General features: G+C 39.4%; 21 protein-coding genes. 3 read left to right on the top strand and 18 right to left on the bottom strand.

Translation table 11 applies throughout. The features are described from left to right. The first annotated feature begins 185 nt into the window (after window positions 1-185). From LQE94_RS05050 to LQE94_RS05040, 3 genes are all read left to right on the top strand, one after another. The gene (locus LQE94_RS05050; RefSeq protein WP_005333350.1) at window positions 186-503 is read left to right on the top strand and encodes a helix-turn-helix domain-containing protein; all 318 of its coding nucleotides are present in this window, start codon (window positions 186-188) and stop codon (window positions 501-503) included. Window positions 504-884: 381 nt separating this feature from the next. Next, the gene (locus LQE94_RS05045) at window positions 885-1079 is read left to right on the top strand and encodes a DUF3173 domain-containing protein (protein WP_005333349.1); all 195 of its coding nucleotides are present in this window, start codon (window positions 885-887) and stop codon (window positions 1077-1079) included. 34 nt (window positions 1080-1113) lie between these two features. Continuing rightward, a complete protein-coding gene (locus LQE94_RS05040; RefSeq protein WP_442920069.1) occupies window positions 1114-2139 on the top strand; it encodes an Arm DNA-binding domain-containing protein in 1026 nt (341 codons plus the stop codon). Between the two features lie 23 nt (window positions 2140-2162). On the opposite strand, the gene LQE94_RS05035 is transcribed toward LQE94_RS05040, so the two are convergent. The 18 genes from LQE94_RS05035 to LQE94_RS04950 form a co-directional block, all read right to left on the bottom strand. Continuing rightward, the gene (locus tag LQE94_RS05035) at window positions 2163-3704 is read right to left on the bottom strand and encodes a recombinase family protein (protein WP_118306369.1); all 1542 of its coding nucleotides are present in this window, start codon (window positions 3702-3704) and stop codon (window positions 2163-2165) included. Beyond that, window positions 3689-5338, bottom strand: a complete 1650-nt coding sequence (locus tag LQE94_RS05030; protein ID WP_118306370.1) for a recombinase family protein — start codon at window positions 5336-5338, stop codon at window positions 3689-3691. The genes LQE94_RS05035 and LQE94_RS05030 overlap by 16 nt, the downstream gene beginning before the upstream one ends. Further along, a complete protein-coding gene (locus LQE94_RS05025; RefSeq protein WP_117995169.1) occupies window positions 5339-6967 on the bottom strand; it encodes a recombinase family protein in 1629 nt (542 codons plus the stop codon). A 135-nt stretch (window positions 6968-7102) separates the two neighbouring features. Further along, window positions 7103-7318, bottom strand: a complete 216-nt coding sequence (locus tag LQE94_RS05020) for a DUF6870 family protein (protein ID WP_118306371.1) — start codon at window positions 7316-7318, stop codon at window positions 7103-7105. A gap of 603 nt (window positions 7319-7921) precedes the next feature. Next, window positions 7922-8341, bottom strand: coding sequence for an RNA polymerase sigma factor (locus tag LQE94_RS05015; RefSeq protein ID WP_118306373.1), 420 nt, complete (start codon window positions 8339-8341; stop codon window positions 7922-7924). A 504-nt stretch (window positions 8342-8845) separates the two neighbouring features. Next, window positions 8846-9238 (bottom strand): winged helix-turn-helix domain-containing protein, encoded by a 393-nt coding sequence (locus tag LQE94_RS05010; RefSeq protein WP_055221049.1) that lies wholly within the window; start codon window positions 9236-9238, stop codon window positions 8846-8848. A 99-nt stretch (window positions 9239-9337) separates the two neighbouring features. Then, entirely contained in the window at window positions 9338-10111 is a 774-nt protein-coding gene (locus LQE94_RS05005; RefSeq protein WP_117538752.1) for an ABC transporter permease, read from the bottom strand. A gap of 5 nt (window positions 10112-10116) precedes the next feature. Beyond that, a complete protein-coding gene (locus LQE94_RS05000; RefSeq protein ID WP_117538751.1) occupies window positions 10117-10926 on the bottom strand; it encodes an ABC transporter permease in 810 nt (269 codons plus the stop codon). Beyond that, window positions 10919-11845 (bottom strand): ABC transporter ATP-binding protein, encoded by a 927-nt coding sequence (locus tag LQE94_RS04995; RefSeq protein WP_015524607.1) that lies wholly within the window; start codon window positions 11843-11845, stop codon window positions 10919-10921. Before LQE94_RS04995 ends, LQE94_RS05000 begins: the two co-directional genes overlap by 8 nt. Before the next feature lie 135 nt (window positions 11846-11980). Then, on the bottom strand, window positions 11981-12898 hold the full coding sequence (locus LQE94_RS04990) for a sensor histidine kinase (RefSeq protein ID WP_002594770.1): 918 nt from the start codon (window positions 12896-12898) through the stop codon (window positions 11981-11983). 5 nt (window positions 12899-12903) lie between these two features. After that, on the bottom strand, window positions 12904-13596 hold the full coding sequence (locus tag LQE94_RS04985) for a response regulator transcription factor (protein ID WP_240577154.1): 693 nt from the start codon (window positions 13594-13596) through the stop codon (window positions 12904-12906). Between the two features lie 43 nt (window positions 13597-13639). Next, window positions 13640-13777, bottom strand: coding sequence for a DNA-binding protein (locus LQE94_RS04980; RefSeq protein WP_080633534.1), 138 nt, complete (start codon window positions 13775-13777; stop codon window positions 13640-13642). A 332-nt stretch (window positions 13778-14109) separates the two neighbouring features. Next, window positions 14110-14448, bottom strand: coding sequence for a winged helix-turn-helix domain-containing protein (locus tag LQE94_RS04975; RefSeq protein WP_080633535.1), 339 nt, complete (start codon window positions 14446-14448; stop codon window positions 14110-14112). A 223-nt stretch (window positions 14449-14671) separates the two neighbouring features. After that, window positions 14672-15376 carry a M15 family metallopeptidase gene (locus LQE94_RS04970; protein WP_002594772.1) on the bottom strand — a complete coding sequence of 235 codons (705 nt, stop codon included), beginning with the start codon at window positions 15374-15376 and terminating at the stop codon, window positions 14672-14674. Then, window positions 15377-16588, bottom strand: a complete 1212-nt coding sequence (locus tag LQE94_RS04965; RefSeq protein ID WP_118699250.1) for an ABC transporter permease — start codon at window positions 16586-16588, stop codon at window positions 15377-15379. Continuing rightward, window positions 16575-17462, bottom strand: coding sequence for an ABC transporter ATP-binding protein (locus tag LQE94_RS04960; RefSeq protein WP_002594774.1), 888 nt, complete (start codon window positions 17460-17462; stop codon window positions 16575-16577). The genes LQE94_RS04965 and LQE94_RS04960 overlap by 14 nt, the downstream gene beginning before the upstream one ends. Further along, the gene (locus LQE94_RS04955) at window positions 17446-18207 is read right to left on the bottom strand and encodes a hypothetical protein (protein WP_118699249.1); all 762 of its coding nucleotides are present in this window, start codon (window positions 18205-18207) and stop codon (window positions 17446-17448) included. The genes LQE94_RS04960 and LQE94_RS04955 overlap by 17 nt, the downstream gene beginning before the upstream one ends. Beyond that, window positions 18176-18721, bottom strand: a complete 546-nt coding sequence (locus tag LQE94_RS04950) for an RNA polymerase sigma factor (protein WP_002594776.1) — start codon at window positions 18719-18721, stop codon at window positions 18176-18178. Before LQE94_RS04950 ends, LQE94_RS04955 begins: the two co-directional genes overlap by 32 nt. Window positions 18722-18968 lie beyond the last annotated feature (247 nt).

The raw sequence follows: 18968 nt of genomic DNA, 5'->3' as shown, positions 1-18968 counted from the left end.
CACTTCCTTTGCTATCATCATACCCCAAAATCCATTTTCTATCATCCATAATTTCTTTTTTTGTATCATTTTAGTAAATTACGGTTATATTACGGAATAATCACTATATTTCAAATATATCTCTATTTTATTCCGTAATTTGCTGTAAGTAAATAGTTTAAAATGTGGAAGAGAGGTGTAAATGTATGGATAAAAACTTTATTGGAGAACGCATCAGCGAACTGCGTTTAAAGAAAAATGTATCTGAATATCAGATGAGTCTGGATCTTGGCAAAAATAAAAGCTACATCCAGTCCCTCACTTCCGGACGTTCTCTGCCTACCATGCAGAGCTTTCTGGATATCTGTGACTATCTGGAAGTCACTCCTCAACAGTTCTTCGATTCAGAGCTGCACAATCTTCCTCTGATTGACAAAGCAACTGATCTGATGAAACAACTCGATGACGAGGATATGCTTGCGCTCATTTCCATGCTGAATCGTCTGGCTCTAAAACGCAAATAGATTTCCGTGGCTGCCAAATCAAGGCAGCTTTTATTTTTATCATTTTTTCTTAAAATTTTTCAATCTTAAAGAAAAGCCCCCTATTCCTTAATTGAATGGGTAATATATCCATTCGCCGTACCTTGAAAACAAAAGAAATCTTTCGGGAGATTGATATAGGTGACTGCAGATAGTTTGCATCTTCGCACGCCTGCAGCTTAATAGTTACAAAGTAACACCGTTTTACGTGGCCGGAACGGGCATAGGAACTGGCTTCTGAAAGAATAACATAGACTTTTGGGATTTTAGCTTATAGCGCTTTTATTAGAGAACTTTTACTCAAAATTTGATATAATAATAGACAGGTATCAAGTTGATTCCCTGTCTGTGGAAAGGAGATTCATGATAACTGTAACAAAAAGGGATTTGATTGAATTAGGCTACGGTCCTTCCTTTGCTGCTGATATTATCAAAAAAGCAAAGGAACTTATGGTAGAAAAGGGGCATACCTATTATCAATCCAGAAAATTAGACAGGGTTCCAAAAGAAGCCGTTGAAGAATTATTAGGGATTACTTTGCCCGATAAGCAAGAATGATCGTGCTTTTTGCATTTTAGTAAGGAGTGAAATCATGGCAAAAGATCCAATTAAAAAAGCAGAAAACGGCACTTATTATTTTCGAGCCAACCTCGGATATCATCCTGTAACCGGAAAACAGATTCAAAAATACCGCAGCGGATTCTCAACAAAAAAAGAAGCCCGTGCCGAGTATTCCAAATTGATTCTTGCATCAACGGAAGAATTAGCTGATAAGAAGGAAGACATTACCTTCAAAAAGTTTATTGAAGAAATCTATCTTCCGTGGTACAAAACTCAGGTGAAAGAAAGTACCTACAAGAATCGTTACTCGACCATTCAAAAACACTTTGCCTATTTCTACAAGAAGAAAGTGTCCGAAATAGAAGCGATAAATGTACAGACCTGGCAGCTCAAGTTGGCAAAACAATTCAGTCCAAACTATGTACGCATTGTTCAGGGAATGTTATGTTTAGCTTTTGACCGGGCGATTATCCTCGGACTTGCAAAGAAGAATCCTGCCCGCATGATCGGCAATATCAAATCTAAAAAAGTAAAGATCGACTTCTGGACTTTGGAGGAGTTTCAGAAGGTAATATCCCTGCTGTACAAAGGTGACTACTACGAGCACTATCTCTTCATCTCGTTCTGGCTTTTATTTATGACTGGAATGCGTATTGGAGAGGCTGCCGCCTTACAGTGGGATGATATTGATTTTGAAACAGGTATGCTGATTATTAGTAAAACACTGTACTATAAAACAATGAATGACTACAAATTCGTTGAACCTAAGACGCAGGCAAGCAACCGTACCATTTATATTGATGCTGATACCATCAAGGAATTACAAGAATGGAAGGCGGTCCAGGCAAAGGTTTTACCAAATTGTGGATTCGTACTGAGTTATAACAGTACACCCACCAGCAAAACAACGCTTCCAAGAGCATTAGAGAAATTGGCAAATTTAGCTGGTGTCCACAGAATCAAAATTCATGCCCTGAGACACCCGTATGTCAAGCCCACGACAAAAAAATTTATAACTTTTTTGAAGTTTTTCGGGCAGCTTCATAGCTGCCCATAGCTGTTTCAAATGGGTGTTCACGGTTATACCTCCTTTTCGGATTCCTTAGTTTCTAAGAAATCCCGTGTTGTATATTCAATCTCAATCCGATCTCCTGGAAAGACGTAAACTTTGTTGATAAGCCGGTCAATCAGAGCTTTTGTCAGCATGTTGGCGTTTCCGACTTCCTGCACAATTTCCTGTTGTTTCAGCTTAATCTCATAATCACTTTTTATCTGCTTTGTCTGTGCAGTAATGACAGCATGAACATTTTTGGCTTGTACCAGTTCCGTGTCATAAACCCCTTTTCGTGTTCGATAGGTTTCCAAATCAATCTCTCCGAGTGCATACTGCTCATAAAGATGCCGCTTGCTGTCTTGAATAGAACGGAGTTTTTCTTCATGTTCGGCCTGCTGGACTGTCTGCAAATCCAATTTATCCTTATTGCTATCAATTCCCAATGCCGGACACATTTGAGCCCGAATTGTTTCAAATACAACCTGCTCCAGATCTGCCATCTTTATGCGCACACCATGACAAGGAAGCGTTTCAGCCACCTCGGAATGACGGCAATAAAACCACGCACCATTTCGTAGAGACATTGCATGATCGCAGCATCCGCAGAACACCTTACCACGGAGCAGATAATCACGCGGCTTTTTATTTGACAGAGAGAAACGCTTAATTGAAGCATTGGCTTTTTCAAATAGATCCACACTTACAATAGCCGGATGATGGTTCGGTATTTTGAACCACTCACTTTCATCCTTTAACTGTGTATGTCGGCTGCCAATCTCTTTTACCTTTCTCTTGCCAATTACATAGGTACCGATATATCTTTGATCTTCTAAAATACGCAGAACCGTTGATGTACTCCAAACGCCGTTTGTTCGGGAAACATTGTAATAGGCCTTGCCTTTAAGTTTGCGATATTCCCCAGGGGTTGGGATATTCATGGCATACAATTTTCTTGTGATCTCGGCTGCGGTGTTGCCTTCAGACGCCCATTGAAATATCATCTGCACATTCGGGGCAACATCCTCGTCCGGTTCCATACGTCCGTCTGCACTCTTGCGATAGCCGTAAGGACAGATGACACTCTGATATTCCCCACGACGCATCTTTGCGTATTTTGCACTTTTGGTTTTCATGGACATATCCCGGCTATAACACTCGCTGATAAGATACTTGAAAGCAATATCAATCCCTCCGGTATCACCTTTGAAATTAGCTGTGTCAAAATCATCACTGACGGAAATAAAACGGGTGTGATAAAGAGGAAATACCCGCTCAATAAAATAGCCGGTTTCAATGCTGTTACGTCCAAATCGGGAAAGGTCTTTTACAATAATACAGTTGATTTTTTCGGCCTGAACCATTGTTAAAAGTTCCTGCACCGCCGGACGCTCAAAGTTTGTCCCCGTATGACCATTGTCAATAAATTCCAAAATCTCGCTGTCATCCCATTCCGGCAGAGACATAGCTTTTTCACGAAGAATCAGTTTTTGATTTGGTATGCTCAAACTTTCAGTTTTGAAATCTTCCACAGAAAGACGGATATAAAGGGCAATCACATAGTTGCGCACGGTTCCACCGCCTTTCCCTGAAATTCATTTTTGAAACGGAAGGTCACATGAATATTCCGCTCGTGGTCTATCTCAATTCGTTCAATGAGCCGTTCGATCAGTTCTGCAGTCAGTACGTGATCCTGTGCCAGTGTTTTTGCATCCTTTTCCATTGCACGGTATCTGGCAAGCTGGTTGTCCAGAGAGTCCATAGATTTTTCAAATACTTCAATCTCACCAGACAGAGCATTGATAGCATGTTCATAATCCGCTTTCAATTCAAAGTATTCGTCATTTGTCAAAATACCCTGCACAAAATTTTCATATAGGCCACGGATCAGCCGGCGTATTTTTTCAATTTCCTGCCGTTTGGCCGACATCTGAATTTTCAGCTTATCTTTTTCCTGTTTTTGTCTTGCCTCCAACTGAAAGAGTGGCAGCGACATTCCCAGCGCAACTGTCAGCTCTTTTTCAAGAATAGCCGTAACAGTAGAAATCAGTTCTTTCTCTTGTATCATCGCACCTTTGCAGCTATCTTTTTCTACCCGGCTGTTTGTAAGGCAGTGGAACCAGTAAGTGTCGGGTCCTTTCCGGCGCTCGGCGCGTTGCCTGTGAAGGTTTCTGCCACAATCAGCACAGAACACTTTACCTTTGAAAATGTTTGGTGTGTAGGGACGTTTTGGAGTTGCTTTGCTTTCTTCACAGATCTGTTTTCTGTATTCCTGAACTGCATGAAACAATTCATGGCTGATGATCGGTTCATGGGTGCATTTTGCAATAATCAGATTATCTTCTCCAGCCTTGACCTGCTGATGATCTACAATCTTTGTTTTTCCTTGAACCAGATCGCCTGTATAAACTTCGCTTTCTAAGATTTTCATCACTGTACGGGTCTGCCATTTGCCGCTTCCGATCAGGCCCGGACTGGTAATCTCGCCAGTGGTCTTTTTATAATGGCTCGGTGCCGGAATTCCCATCTCATTTAGGTTGCGGACAATCCGGTTCAGTGCCACATGCTCATGTGCCCATTCAAAAATCTGTTTTACCACAGGGGCAGTATTTTCATCAATCAGAAGTTTATGGCAATTATCAGGGTCTTTCCTGTAACCGTAAGGTGCCCGTGCGCCAATATAGTCGCCGTCTTTCATAGCCTGCCGCGCTTGTGCTTTGATTTTTCGTCCAATGTCCAGAGCATAGGCTTCATTGATCATATTTTTCAAAGGCAGCATGATACCGCCATGAAGATTTCCGGAATCCGCTGTGTCAAACTGATCCGTAACAGCAATGAAGCGAACATTATGAGCATGGAAATACTGTTCGATATAATAACCTGTGTCAATAGAATTTCGCCCTAATCGGGAAAGATCCTTAACAATCACACAGTTAATGTGGCCTGCTTCAATATCAGATAGCATTTGCTGAAATCCAGGGCGGTGAAAATTTGTCCCTGTCGCTCCGTTGTCGATATAGGTATCATACACAACGAAGTCCGGTTTATCTGAAAGAAAGTCATTCAGTACCAACTTTTGATTTTCTACTGAGCAGCCCCGCTTTTTGTTATCCTCCACAGAAAGACGGATATACAGAGCCACATGTACATATAAAGATGGTGCCGGCATAGGTGCCGCCGTCTGTTTTCTGCTTTTTCTTGCCATTTAGCCCACCATCCTTTCTTCATTTTTTGTAGCAATCTGTTCCGCCAAAGAGATTGCTTTCTGATATTCATCTTGGTAATTAAATTCAATATGCAGTTCATCTTTACCCATTACCCGTATGCTTCGGATAAGCTGCATGACTGCCCGGCGGTCAATATCCTCCATAGTAGAAAATCTCATAAAATGGTTGATCCAACGATTTCGTTCGCTTCGGTTTTCCAATACATCTGTAAGTTTATCGTTCCATTCAGCGATTGCCTTTTGGAACAGTTCAATATCTGCATTGTATTTTCGCTTATAAGAGAGAAATTCTTCCTTTGTCAGAATTCCACTCACCAGATTTTCATAGAGTTTTGCCTTAAAGCCCTCGGTCTGTGCTACACGCTTTTCATTTACTCTGATCTGTGCGGCATATTCCTGTGCCAATTCCCGGTTGATCCGTTCCTGACTGATACTGGACAGCAGGGCATCCAGAGAAGCAACATTTTCAATATGTCCTTTCAAACTGTCCTGCACACATTCAATCAGATCCGACTCTTTCAGCATGACCGACGATGTGCAGCCATTCTTTTTGCCGGTCGGGCAGTAATAATAGTGATACTCTTTATCTTTATAGCGGTTCGTCTTGCGGGTCATACGGCAGCCACAGCAGCCGCAGATCAAAATACCGGAAAAAAGGTAAACCTTATCCGATTTGGGAGAAGTCCTTGTGTCAATCCTGCGGAGCCGTTGCACCAGATCAAAATCGTGCTTTTGTATGATCGCTTCATGGGTTCCCTCCACACGAATCCATTCCGAAGAAGGTTTGTCCTCACGCTCTTTTAATTTGAAATGGGGCGTTGTCTGTTTGCCTTGGACCAGTGTTCCGGTGTAAGTTTCATCCTGCAAAATACGGATGATTGTAGTTGCAGACCATTTGCAATCCTTTCGGTCTGTATAGCCACCTTTTGCATGAGGCATTCCGTGATTGCGCTTATACGCCAAAGGTGAAAGAATTCCTAATCGGTTCAGTTCATCCGCTATATGGGAAGCGCTGAATCCTTCCAGCCGTTTTCTGAAAATATCCCGCACAACATTGGCAGCATATTCGTCTACTTCCAGGCTCTTGTGTTTATCGCCGACTTTCACATAACCATAGATGGTAAAAGCACCTACAAAATCCCCGCTGCGCCGTTTTACTTCCAGGGCACTCCGTGTCTTAACGGAAATATCTCGACAGTAAGCCTCATTCATAATGTTTTTGACAGAAACCGTGAGATCATCGGCAGCGTCATTTTCCGTGTCCACATTATCGTTAATTGCGATAAAACGCACTCCATAGGCTGGAAATACCCTGCGCATATAACGGCCTGTTTCTATGTACTCACGACCTAAGCGGGAGAGGTCTTTGACAATCACGCAGTTAGCTTCGCCTTGTTCGATCATCCGCATCATTTCCTGAAATGCCGGGCGATCAAATAAAACGCCACTATAACCATCGTCAATTTTTTCTGCCACAACCTCAATTTCCGGGTGTCGGGCTATGTAATCATCAATCAGGCGCCGCTGATTGGCAACGCTGTCACTTTCTACTGTTTTGTCATCCGTATAAGAAAGACGGATGTACTTAATCGCTTTGTAAACCTGCATAAAAAAACACTCCTTTCGTTGCACAGAAAAATCCCCGCAATTCAAGAAGTGTGGTTATGCCATATTCAATTCCTTTTCCGATTCTTATTCTACCATGCTTTTACGGAAAAGTCAGCCCCTTTCTTAAAATTGCGCCTATCGTAAAATACCCTTGATACATTCTTCCAGGGTAGCACCTTCAGCAGAAAAGCTGGCCTGTACAGTAAAACGGCCACACTTAAAATGGTATGGATTTTTTATCTGCTGAACAAATTCTGCAATCCGTTCATCATGGGAAAGTTCTTTGTTGACAGAAACATCCCGAATGTCTACCAGCGTACCCACTTCACTGACAATGGTGTTCATTTCCATAGTATCAACTCCCTTCTGAAAACTGTGTTATCAAAACCACATGAATAGGTCGGATCTACGGTTGTTACACACATAAATCCGGCCCATTATATCTGATTTCGATTTTACTGCCGTATTTGCCACGCACCCCGGCAAGTCCTTCTGTTATAAGGACGGGGCTGTTACAGGCTGCGGGTAGCGTCACCGCATCATAGTCCCACATACGCCGCCGCTTTGCCAGAGCAAGCAAACGCCGCAGGAACTCTCCCCAAGTCTTTAGGAAGCTGTGAAGAAGTACCATTATGATCTGCGTCGTTATCGCGTCCGGCCTGCCACAGCCGGTTTCGTAGGTTGCGTTTATCGCTCGGACAGCCTGGATTCATCACCTCCTTAGGCTGCCTGTCACCGCGCCGCCCCATCTGCCGCTCGGAACACAGAATGAAGTACCTGTAACAGCGTATATTCGGTTGTCAAGGAACAAGCAAGGGGCATGGCAGACAAATTGATATTACAGTTGGGGTGGGAGGATATATATGCTTCCTTACCACACCCGTCCAGCTTGTCCCGCCGAATATGTCCCTCTATTATTCAGTACATTTTTCAGGCAAAACAGGGCGGGGTAAGCTAAATTTTTTCAAAATATTTTTTTAACTGGTGCAGACCACGGTTAATGCTCTTGCGAACAGAAGAAGCATCTGTTCCTTCAGCTCTTGCAATGTCCGCCTTACTCATGCCAAGAAAAAAGTGTGCATAGATCCGTTGGCGCTGCTTTACCGGAAGTTTGGAAAGACCTTTATAAATCAACTCCGTCATTTGACGCTGTTCCCAAATTTCTGCCGGGTTAAGAGGCTTTTGCGATATCTCACGCTCAATACCTTCGTCTCGATCCAGGGAGTAAAATGCTTTATAGCGGTATGTACGAATCCGATAGGCTTCTTCCAACAACATATATTCCCGAAGCAACAAAGCAACTTCATCCGGCACCTCAACGATCATGTCCTGTGTATAATACGGGTAATAATCCCGAAGATTGATTTTCTTCATAGTAATTTCCTCCAATTTCGATGTTTGAGTTGATGGCAAAAATCGAAATCAGAGGGTGGGCTGCGGCAGTGATAGATTTTTCGTTTTTTTCCGCTTAAAAAAAGGGTACAAAAAAGCGCGCCCGTACAAAGAACAGGCGCGCCAAAGCAGCAGTATGAAATTTCTCCGGGAGGTTGACAGCGAAAATGCTCAAATTTTGTCGAAACCAAAAACGCCGCAATCCATACGAGTTGGATTACGACGTATAGGTGACTGAATGTAAAGCAGTTTATCTGCGGATCTGTGTTGCATAGACGCATAGGCATTTCCTCCCATCAAGGAGGAACCTGAATCGGCTGCTTGATACCTCCTTGGGAGAAAATTATATCGTTTATGTATCCTGTATCAGTCCGCAGACATTCGCTTTTTACTCTTTATATTCGCAATTTTCTACATATTCTGCTCTTAGAATATATGCTGCAAAAAGCAAGCCCACAAGGGAAAACAACACCTTGTGGGCTCATGTTATAGATGTTCAAATTTATAGCCGATCCCGGCGACACTCTCAATATAGTTTGGAAGATCCGGTTCAAAGCGCAATTTCTTACGCAACTTACTTATATGATTATGAATCGCTTTTCTCGAATAGAAATCACAATCTTCTTTCCAAACCAAATCGGTAATCAGTTCGTAAGTAAAAACACGTTTGGGGTTGGCAATGAGTAATGCCAGTATATCAAACTCCTTACTTGTCAGGTTGATAATCCGTTCACGAACCCTGACAGTACGGTGTTCCAGGCATAGATAAAGCTCGCCTTCTTGTATTTCTGTCAGAGGATTTTTCTCTGCTGCGGAAGAAGTGTGACAGGAATTGAATACTGTTCCATGACAGACTCCTTGCTCCAAAATATATTGCATTAGAGCATTCTTTTGTTCCTCGTTAAGAAGCAGAAATAACTTTTCGCCAATCTGTTTGCCGGATTCTTCTATATCAAAAACAGCTAATGTCCCATCACGTCACCATCCCTTTTTTCTAACTACTTTTTTCTTCTTAGTGACAGTCAATGTGCTGGGTTCTTTCTTTTTATTTGCAAGAATAATCACAGAAATCAAGAAAGTCAAAACTATTGTGATGAAAGCAGGGAAAATGTGATAAGTATAACCATATTCCGCACCACAAGTAGGGTCTACTAAAATCATGCTTGCTTTAATCGGATAATAATTTAACAGTGTTCCTTCAAAAGTTCCGAAATATCCATACACAAATGCTAACGCAACCCCACCCAAAAAATTGTTTACCGAACAACAGAATAGTAAAATAATCGGCAAAACTGAAATGTAAATTCCTAAATTTGCTCCGGTAACACGAATAAACATATTGAGCAGATTGCCAAAATGCACTCCTGGAAATCCAGCAATAACATTGATTACTAATGCTAGCACGCATCCTATAAAGCTAAAGCAGATTGTCAACAACAATAGGACAAGTAGTTTTCCTGAAAGTAACTGTTTATATGAAATAGGAATTGTTGATATATTCTTCATCGTATCGTCTGTATATTCCCTTGTTATAATATAACCTGCTATCAGTGCAATGATAATCGGAAAAAACAAGGTACAGTTACTAATCATAACTTGCTGCATAAAATAGTCAAATGTCCATGTCTGTCCACCGTTGGCTGTGGAATAAAACAGTGACAGCAGCGGCGAAAGCACTGTCATAATAATTCCGGCTTTTATTACAGAATAGCGTTTTAGTTTTAAAAATTCCGTTTTTATTATCTTTCCCATATCATTTACCTCGTCCATTTTTTATAAAAGCGAATGATCAACCACAACGAAAGTATAACAGTAATTGCCAGAATAAAAATTGTATGGAAGGTGGTTGGTACAATCGCATAGGCTTCCGGCAAAAGATTGTCTTTTTGCAAATGATCCATCATTAAGCCGCTTGTCCAGTTCATAACACATATAACTGGGAAAGAATTTAAGAAAGTAATTTTTGCAGCACTTATAGATGTTCCAATCGTCCCCAGTATGCCCCAGTTAAAAATAGAATAAAAAAACGCAAGCAGGATAGAAAGCAAAAAACTTTTGTTAAAACAAATAATTAAAAATACAATCGGCAAAGAAGCTGCTACGATAAGAACTCCAAAAATAAGGCTCATAAATATCTTATAAGTCATACCATAAACCATTCCTACATGAAACAGTTTACAAAACAACGCAACAGATAATGTGCTTGTCAGACAAAACGCAATGCTAAAAATAAAGAGCATAGAAATTTTTGCCATAATGAGTTGTGTATTTGTAACAGGAATTGTTCTAAGGTTTTTGGAAGTATCGCAATCTCTTTCTATAAAAAACAAAATAGCGGCAATGATACCAATTAGACATGGAAGCAAAAAAACCAATCCATATCCCAACATCATTGTATAAACATAATCAAATCGGGTTTGAAGATAATGTTCCGTTGTATCTGCACCTGTTCCCGCCTTTGCCATATATGCCAAAATCAACGGAAAAAATAACGATAATGACATCAGTGCGTATAATAATCTTTTTCGCTTTAATTTCCAAAATTCGCATTTGATCAGTTTAAGCAATTCCCTCGCCTCCCGTCACACGCTTGAAGTAATCTTCAAGACTTTCTTCACAAGTATGCGCCTCCGATACCTCCAATCCATTTTCAACAAAGGCAGTTACAATTTTCCCCACAGGCAGCTCCATATTGTGTAGACGCAGATTGTGGTCGTCTTGTATGGAAAAATGGGTTTCATGGAAATTGCGTTCCAAAATTCTTGCCGCCTGTGCAGTATCAGAGATCGTAAACCGGATATGTTTACTGCTTTTTTGCTCCAACTCAGCAAGGCTTTCTTCTTCCAGCAGTGCACCGTGGTCAATAATTCCAATATCGTCAGCCAGCAAGGAAATCTCCGAAAGAATGTGACTGGAGATTAAAATGGTTTTTCCTCTTGCGTCACAAAGCTCACGGATAAAAGAGCGTACTTCTGCAATACCGATAGGGTCAAGCCCGTTGATAGGCTCGTCCAAAATTAAAAGTTCCGGATCGTGCATGACTGCAAGGGCAATCGCCAACCGCTGCTTCATACCAAGAGAGTATTGCGAAAACAGCTTTTTATCCTTGTAAGGAAGTCCGACTAAATCCAGAGCGTCTTTGATGGCATGGTTGTTTGGTACTCCACGCAGGGTAGCAAAGATACGCAGATTCTCCGTACCGGTCAGATTGGGATAAAAACCAGGGGACTCAATCAAACTTCCAATGCGGGGCAGCAATTTCTTTTCATTTCCCTGCAAAGACTTTCCCCAGATTTTGACCTCACCGGAAGTCGGCTTCGTTAGCCCCAACAGCATTTTCATGGTTGTGGTTTTTCCGGCTCCGTTTCTACCCAACAGACCATAAATTCTCCCACGCTTGACATGGATATTTAAGTCCGCCACACTCTTTTGTGAGCCGTATTGCTTTGTCAGATTTTTTGTTTCAATAATATAATTTGAATCCATATTCAAAACCTCCTGTTCTGTAAGGTATTCTATCACGCCAACCTTGCATTAACCTTGCCACAACCTTGCATTAACCTTGCAATTTGAAATCCGACAAAATAAACAAAAGTTCCCGTCACAAGGACGGGAACCCGCTTAAATCTCCAAGGGAAAACGCAAAGAAAATTCAGTTCCTTTTCCCGGTATACTTTCAACAGCTATGCTTCCGCCCATTTTTTCTACAAGTTGATGGACAATGGAAAGACCAAGACCGCTACCTTTCTCAGACCGACCTTTATCGCACTTATAAAGCCGTTCAAAAATGTGTTTCAAATCTTCTTTCTCAATTCCAACTCCATTATCTGCCAGCAGCAACTCCATGCTGTTTTCCTTCTTCGATAGGGAGATTTTAATTTTGTCCGCATGGCTATGAGCGATGACATTTTGAATGAGATTATTGATGATTCTCATATAGCTGTCTATATCCAATCTTACCCGGACAGGCTGTTCGGAAATATCAATGTCATAATCAACCTGTTTATCCTCAAAAATCGGTATCCAGTCAATCAGGATATTCCTTGTAAACTCTGCGGCCTCAATGCTCTGGATTTCCAAAGCAAACTCGTTGGAATTTAACTTGAACCAGTCAAAAAGCACATCAATATATTCTTTCAGATCGTGGGCTTTCCGGCGAGCAGTTTCAATATAATCATCCCGGTCTTTTCCCGTGACAATACCTTTGTGTGCAGCATCAAGATACCCGATCAGAGTGGTAAGAGGCGTCCGAACATCGTGAGAAAGGCTCGTCATAAGCTGGCGGTTGGTTTCTTCCGTCTGTCGCACAGCAGAAAGCCTGCTTTCATAAGCCACAACGATCTCATTGATTTCATAGGCAAGAGGGGCTGTTAGTTCATTTGTTGCAGACAAAATACGCCGATTGCCATTTCCATTTTTCACATCAACCAATGCATCGGTCATTTCTGCTATTTGTTTTTTTATACGCCGAACGAGAACGATGGAAGTCAATACAGCCACAACAGCAATCACAATGGACAAGAATACGATGATTTCCATGCTGACTACACCTCCTTGTTAAAGCGATAACCGATCCCTTTGACAGTTTGGATGTACTTTGGATTGGAGGGGTTGACTTCTAATTTTTTACGAAGCCGACTGATAATCGCCATAATGTTACTGTCATCATAGAAATATTCTTCACCCCATACTTCTTCATAAATCTGCTGCTTTGTTAAAATCCTTCCTTGATTTTTTACACAATAGAGCAGCAAATCAAATTCCTTTGGTGGAAGTTCAAAAGTGCCGTTTCCCGTAGTAACGGAACGATTTTCAAGGTCAATTTGTAATCCATCAAAATTCAGCTTTTGCACCATTCCGGCTTGCTGATTAAAGCGAGTGTAACGGCGAATGAGGGACACAATACGGGCAATCAGCTCATCCATATCAAACGGCTTTGTCAGATAATCGTCCGCTCCGGCCCGTAACCCCCGCACCTTAGAAATGCTGTCATTTTTGGATGTGAACATTAAAATTGGCAAACTATGCTCTTTACGGATTTCTTCCAGTGTTTCAAACCCATCCATACCGGGCATCATCACATCCAGTATTACAAGCTGATATTCCTGCTCTTTTAATTTCTGCAAGCCCTCTTTTCCGGTATTACAAAAATCGGCTGCTATATTTTCCGTTTGTACGCTGCGCTTAATTAAGGCACACAGTTCTCTGTCATCATCTATAATCAAAATTCTATTCATGGTACAATTCTCTCCCTTGTTTTGTCCGACCATCCACAGGTTTTTATGCTGATTTTGGTATCAGCCAAACCATTCCCATCTTTACAGGTCCTGGAATACGTCCACCAGAGCAAAAATAATTTATCCAACGAGGTGTTACTCCCCATTTTGCACTAGCTTCTTTTAATATCATATAATCCATATCAATTCCTCCGAATATTATTATAATTCGTTCTTTCGAATAATACAATCATATGCCTTCTACATTGGCACATCCTTCGGGAGTGCATGAAAGGATACTTAGCAAACACTTCCTATGTCATGACACAGACGAAATTTCCCACACTTTCCTAACATCTGTACGATTAAATTTCCATAGGAAAGTCTTCCTGCATTCTTCTGATTTTCTTCAATTTTCCGCTAGAATATCTTGACTTTTCACGCCGTCTGTATCATTAGTTAAATTTTTTCATGTATCTTGTGAATATCTCTTGGGTGTTAAAAAGGAAAAATAAGCAGTGATCTGGAATATTTTCACAGATCACTGCTTAAATTTTTATTAAAGCGATACCCAACTCCCCACACTGTCTGTATGTACATTGGTTTACTTGGATCATCTTCAATCTTTTTTCTAATATTTCTAATGTGGCTCATAACAATATTGTGATCGCCGGAATAAGGCTCTTTCCACACAATGTCATATATCTGTTCCTTACTAAATACTCTGCCCGGATTTCTTGCTAATAAATGCAGAATTTGAAACTCTACACTCGTAACTTTAACTTCTTTTTTTCCTCGATATAGTATTCGTCTTGAAACATCTATTTCCATTCCTTCAAAAACTAATTTTGTGCAAAAATTTTCTTTTATCATCTGCGTTTTATTTTCAAAACCATCTAAAACTGAAATAACTGCATTTAATAGTTCGTCCTCATTTTCCTCAAGAGAAAGTAATAATAACTTAGCTATAATCTGCCCTCCTTCGTCAATTACTTATAATATTCTTCTATGTATATTCCCCCGTCCATCTTTTCGTTTTTTAGTTTGGATTTTATTTTTGGAAACAGGTCAATATACCCATTCCATATAAGAAATTCTATTCCAGCGTTTCTATATATTCTTCCAAACAAATTCCTTGAGAGTATATTGCCGACGCAGCTTCTTTCCCGACGTATCTGTAATGCCAAGGTTCATTTATAACACCTGTTATATCCGTCTTATTTGAAGGATAACGCTTTATAAAACCATATGTATGAGCATTTTCCTCAAGCCAGTTATAAACATCATCTCTTGAACTTTTTGTAGTATCTGCGTTTATATCGACTGCAATACCAAGCTGATGTTCACTTGTTCCAGGAATTGCCACCCATTGCTCTGCAAGTTTTTTCGCTTCGGACTTCGATTTTCCCTCATTTTCATATGCTTCTATTTTTTCGTTCATTAGTTGCTGCTGTTCTTCCTGTGTCCTATATCCCTCTCTAACAAACAAACCATATCCCTGCGCCCTTGCAGCATTAAACATTTCCTGCAACTCCGGGTAAATTCTGGAATCAACCTTTTTTCCATTTGATAATTCTGTAAGCTGTACTTCATAATCAGCAGGAATATAATTCTCACGATTTACAAGAATCAGATTCCAGCCATGATCTTCACTGGCCATATGGTGTGTTATATTTCCAAGAAAAGGCGTTGTTAAAGATGAATGAAGAACCTTTCCTGCCATCACACATAACATTACTGTAAATAACAGGATAAAAAGTTTTTTTACTTTAAATTTTTTTCGTCTTGCATATCGTTTCAATTATTTTATCTCCACCTTTTGGTATACCCTGTACAGTATCGGCTGAAAAATCAAGCATACCACTGCATATACAGGAACAATAACAGTTGCTATTGTGGTTACTTTACTTCCCAATGTTATAAGTCCAGCTTCTTTGATATCCAAATAAATTTCTAATAACTGGTCTGGAAAGAAAGAGCATAATCCAGGCAATGTAATAATTCTGCTTAAAAATGGAAATGCACATAGCACAATGAATGGTACAATAACGGCAGTTGGCGTAGAGTGTGTAAACGCTGATGCCAACATTCCGAGTGTAGCTGCAAATATCGTTCCTATATATCCACCCAGAACAATAAACAGATATGCCTGTAAAAAAGTAATATTATAAACACTTCTCCACAAATCCAACTGGATTGGACAGTTTGCACCGTCTGCACCTAATATAAAAAGTACAATAAACGTATATAGAAATACAAACATCAGATAAAATCCCGTAGCAATACAAAAACCTGCTCCTACCTTTGCGGAAATCCCCTTGCTTCTTCCAAATCGTGCAGAGAAAAAAATGGAATCTGCTTTTGTCTGAAATTCATCTGAAAATATCCCGGATACAAGAAAACCGATCACTAATGCCAGCATCAGAATAAAGGTTGATATATTTTGTAGTAATGCAGCCCAACCGTCCATATATTCATAGTAAAATGGAGTTTTCAGTTCTTTATATTTCTGAATCATAAAATCTTTTTCTGCCTGTGTAAATCTTTCTTCTCCAGATTCAAGCCAATTTTTTAAAGTAGAAATTCTTCTTTCATAGATTGTTCCAACTTCATCATCAGAAATCTGATCCGTTACATAATAATTATAATCTCTGTAATCGCTGAAAGCATAAATAATGACATCCATAATACCTGCTACGCCTTGCTTTTTTGCATATGCCTTATTTTGTTCTGTAATGTCATCCGACAATGCCTCTTTCGAACTGTTAATTGTCCTGTTCTCTTCCAATACCTTGCTTAATGTATCTGCTGTTAAATAACCTGCCCATTGGTTTTTGGCTTCTCTTAAATCTCTTGCAGCCGAAATTCCAACAGAAGAATTTCCATTTTCATCAACATACTCCACTCTGTTAATCGTTAATATACTGGTTATCGCAAGTATTACGAATAACACTATGACAGCAATTCTATTTTTTGATTTAGAAAACACTTTTTTAATTTCATAACGCAGCATTTTCATCACCTGCTTTCTCTCCAAAATAATATAAAAATACATCTTCCAGTGACGCTTCTACACGCATTGCATTCTCAACCGGTTTTTCGTGAGAAATAATTCGCAGCATAACCTGATTTATTTCTGATTTCATATTGGAAATTTTATATTTTTCCATAAAATCAGATACCCTGTTTTTCGGCACAAGACATTCCCATACTGTTTCTGTCATAGAATTTATCAGTTCGTCAATACTTCCTTTATGCAGAATTTCCCCGTCTTTCATCAACCAAATTTCATTCGCAATATACTCGATATCTGAAACGATATGTGTCGATAATAATACCAGTCTGTCTTCTGAAAGTTCGCTAATCAGATTGCGAAATCGGATTCTTTCATTTGGATCAAGTCCTGCTGTTGGTTCATCAAGTATTAAAATCTTAGGATTATTCAACATAGCCTGTGCAATTCCGGCTCTACGCTTCATACCACCAGATAATTTTTTCATTTTTTTATGAGCTACTTTTGAAAGACCAACCTTAGCAATCAACTCTTTCACACGTTTTTTTACGACAACAGGACGGATTCCTTTCAATGCAGCAATATAAAGTAAATAATCCTCTACCGTAAATTCAGGATAAAATCCAAAATCCTGTGGTAAATACCCCAACAGCTTGCGATATTCACTGTCCATGCTGAAAATATCTTTTCCATTACAGCATATCGTTCCGCTTGTTGGCTTTAAAAGGGTACACAACATTCTCATTAGAGTTGTTTTACCTGCTCCATTTACACCTAAAAGACCATATACCCCATTTGTCATAGTAAGATTTATATGATTGACTGCTGTAAAATCTCCAAATTCTTTTGTTAAACCATCAAGCTCTAATTTCATCAAATGACACCTCCAAATATTGATTACAATTCTTTAAAATACGATATATCGCAAAAGCAATAAAAAGTATTGTTACACCCAGCAGTGCTGACCAGATGGGAACAGTAACCATGATATATACATTTTCATTTAAAACAATAAAAAGCCATACTGCACTCCATATCACACACAGAACAATCGCAACTGTTTCACTGAAAGCGTGTTTACTGCATAAAATTCCAAAACAGATACAGGCCGTTACACAAAGCGGAAAAAGAAATTGGACAACTAATTCTGATAATTCATAATGCAAACCTGCTGAAGCGACTTCTAAAAATACAGTTATGAAAAAAATATCTGTAATACCAAATAACAGCATACGTGTAGCATATACCTGTTTTAATGAATAATAGGAAGCAGCTTCTATTTCCATACATTCACATGACCTGTTTTTCCACAGTTCCGGAATAATAAGGATTACAAATAGCGTGGCTACAACACCCATACTTCTTTTTAGATATATTTCATCATGAATAGAACTTAAAGCAATCCATAATGCCACTAAAATCATAAATTGAAGAACCCACCACCTTTTTTGTATCACACGAAGCTGTGTCCACAAAAAGTCATGATAAGAAAGCATTCGTTCTTGCTCTGCCATAAAAAAGGCATTTTTAGATTTACAAATTGTTTCCTGTATTTTTTCTTCGCTAGCTTCCACTTGTATGCTTTCCCTATATTTTTTTATCTTTTCTTTTTGATTCATCGAATTCCTCCTTCCCGAGAAGTTCCCTCAACTGTTTCCTTGCTTTTTGCAAACGATACTTTACCAGTGGAAGTCCAATTTGCAATGTATCAGAAATTTCTGTTAATTTTAGTTCTTGAAAATAATAAAGAGTAAGTACTTCTCTTGATTCATCTGGAAGTTGTTCTAAAACCTGTTCGATCAAAACTCTATTCAAAATTTGTTCTGTTTGATTTTCTTCCACAAGCTCAATTTCTTCCAGAAGCATTTCCTTTGTTTTCTTCAAATAATCTTTGCATAGGTTACCTGCTATCGTATATAAATAATTCAGTGTTTTCCCTTTATAATGATAGTCGGGTAATTTTGAAAAAAAACGTATAAAGGTTTCCTGCGTGAAATCCTCCGCATATGTTTGATCAAAACAATGATGATAACAGTAGCTTAAAATTTCTTGATAATACTTGTGGACAAACAAATCAAAAGCATTATCATCACCTTGCTTCATTTTTCTAATTAGTAGAAAATCATTATACACAAAATCCTCCTTTCTCATTATTAGAAGTTCAAAATATTTATTCCGTTCTATAAGGCATAACGATTGAGATATGCAAAAAGATAGTCCAAATAAAAATTTTATAAATTATGCACTCAACCTCAAGCATATTTTATTATTATAACTGTCTGAGTCACCAGCCTCAACTATACCACTACTTCTCAATACCTTTTTCCTCTGATTTTCTATGAAGTTAAATTTTTCATGTATCTTGAGAATATCTCCTGCG

Source organism: Mediterraneibacter sp. NSJ-151, from assembly GCF_022487435.1.
Taxonomy (GTDB): Bacteria; Bacillota; Clostridia; order Lachnospirales; family Lachnospiraceae; genus Schaedlerella; species Schaedlerella hominis.
The sequence above is the reverse complement of the archived record's forward strand: the minus strand, read 5'-3'. Positions and strand labels throughout refer to the sequence as shown.

Bases quoted from the DNA above. Each gene is read 5' to 3' on its own strand.
- LQE94_RS04985 (WP_240577154.1), bottom strand. From the start codon at position 13,596: ATGAATAGAATTTTGATTATAGATGATGACAGAGAACTGTGTGCCTTA.
- LQE94_RS04965 (WP_118699250.1), bottom strand. From the start codon at position 16,588: ATGCTGCGTTATGAAATTAAAAAAGTGTTTTCTAAATCAAAAAATAGA.
- LQE94_RS04960 (WP_002594774.1), bottom strand. From the start codon at position 17,462: ATGAAATTAGAGCTTGATGGTTTAACAAAAGAATTTGGAGATTTTACA.
- LQE94_RS05030 (WP_118306370.1), bottom strand. From the start codon at position 5,338: ATGGCAAGAAAAAGCAGAAAACAGACGGCGGCACCTATGCCGGCACCA.
- LQE94_RS05050 (WP_005333350.1), top strand. From the start codon at position 186: ATGGATAAAAACTTTATTGGAGAACGCATCAGCGAACTGCGTTTAAAG.
- LQE94_RS05040 (WP_442920069.1), top strand. From the start codon at position 1,114: ATGGCAAAAGATCCAATTAAAAAAGCAGAAAACGGCACTTATTATTTT.
- LQE94_RS04975 (WP_080633535.1), bottom strand. From the start codon at position 14,448: ATGATAAAAGAAAATTTTTGCACAAAATTAGTTTTTGAAGGAATGGAA.
- LQE94_RS05045 (WP_005333349.1), top strand. From the start codon at position 885: ATGATAACTGTAACAAAAAGGGATTTGATTGAATTAGGCTACGGTCCT.
- LQE94_RS04980 (WP_080633534.1), bottom strand. From the start codon at position 13,777: ATGGATTATATGATATTAAAAGAAGCTAGTGCAAAATGGGGAGTAACA.
- LQE94_RS05020 (WP_118306371.1), bottom strand. From the start codon at position 7,318: ATGGAAATGAACACCATTGTCAGTGAAGTGGGTACGCTGGTAGACATT.
- LQE94_RS04955 (WP_118699249.1), bottom strand. From the start codon at position 18,207: ATGAATCAAAAAGAAAAGATAAAAAAATATAGGGAAAGCATACAAGTG.
- LQE94_RS05010 (WP_055221049.1), bottom strand. From the start codon at position 9,238: ATGCAATATATTTTGGAGCAAGGAGTCTGTCATGGAACAGTATTCAAT.
- LQE94_RS04990 (WP_002594770.1), bottom strand. From the start codon at position 12,898: ATGGAAATCATCGTATTCTTGTCCATTGTGATTGCTGTTGTGGCTGTA.
- LQE94_RS05025 (WP_117995169.1), bottom strand. From the start codon at position 6,967: ATGCAGGTTTACAAAGCGATTAAGTACATCCGTCTTTCTTATACGGAT.
- LQE94_RS05005 (WP_117538752.1), bottom strand. From the start codon at position 10,111: ATGGGAAAGATAATAAAAACGGAATTTTTAAAACTAAAACGCTATTCT.
- LQE94_RS04995 (WP_015524607.1), bottom strand. From the start codon at position 11,845: ATGGATTCAAATTATATTATTGAAACAAAAAATCTGACAAAGCAATAC.
- LQE94_RS05015 (WP_118306373.1), bottom strand. From the start codon at position 8,341: ATGAAGAAAATCAATCTTCGGGATTATTACCCGTATTATACACAGGAC.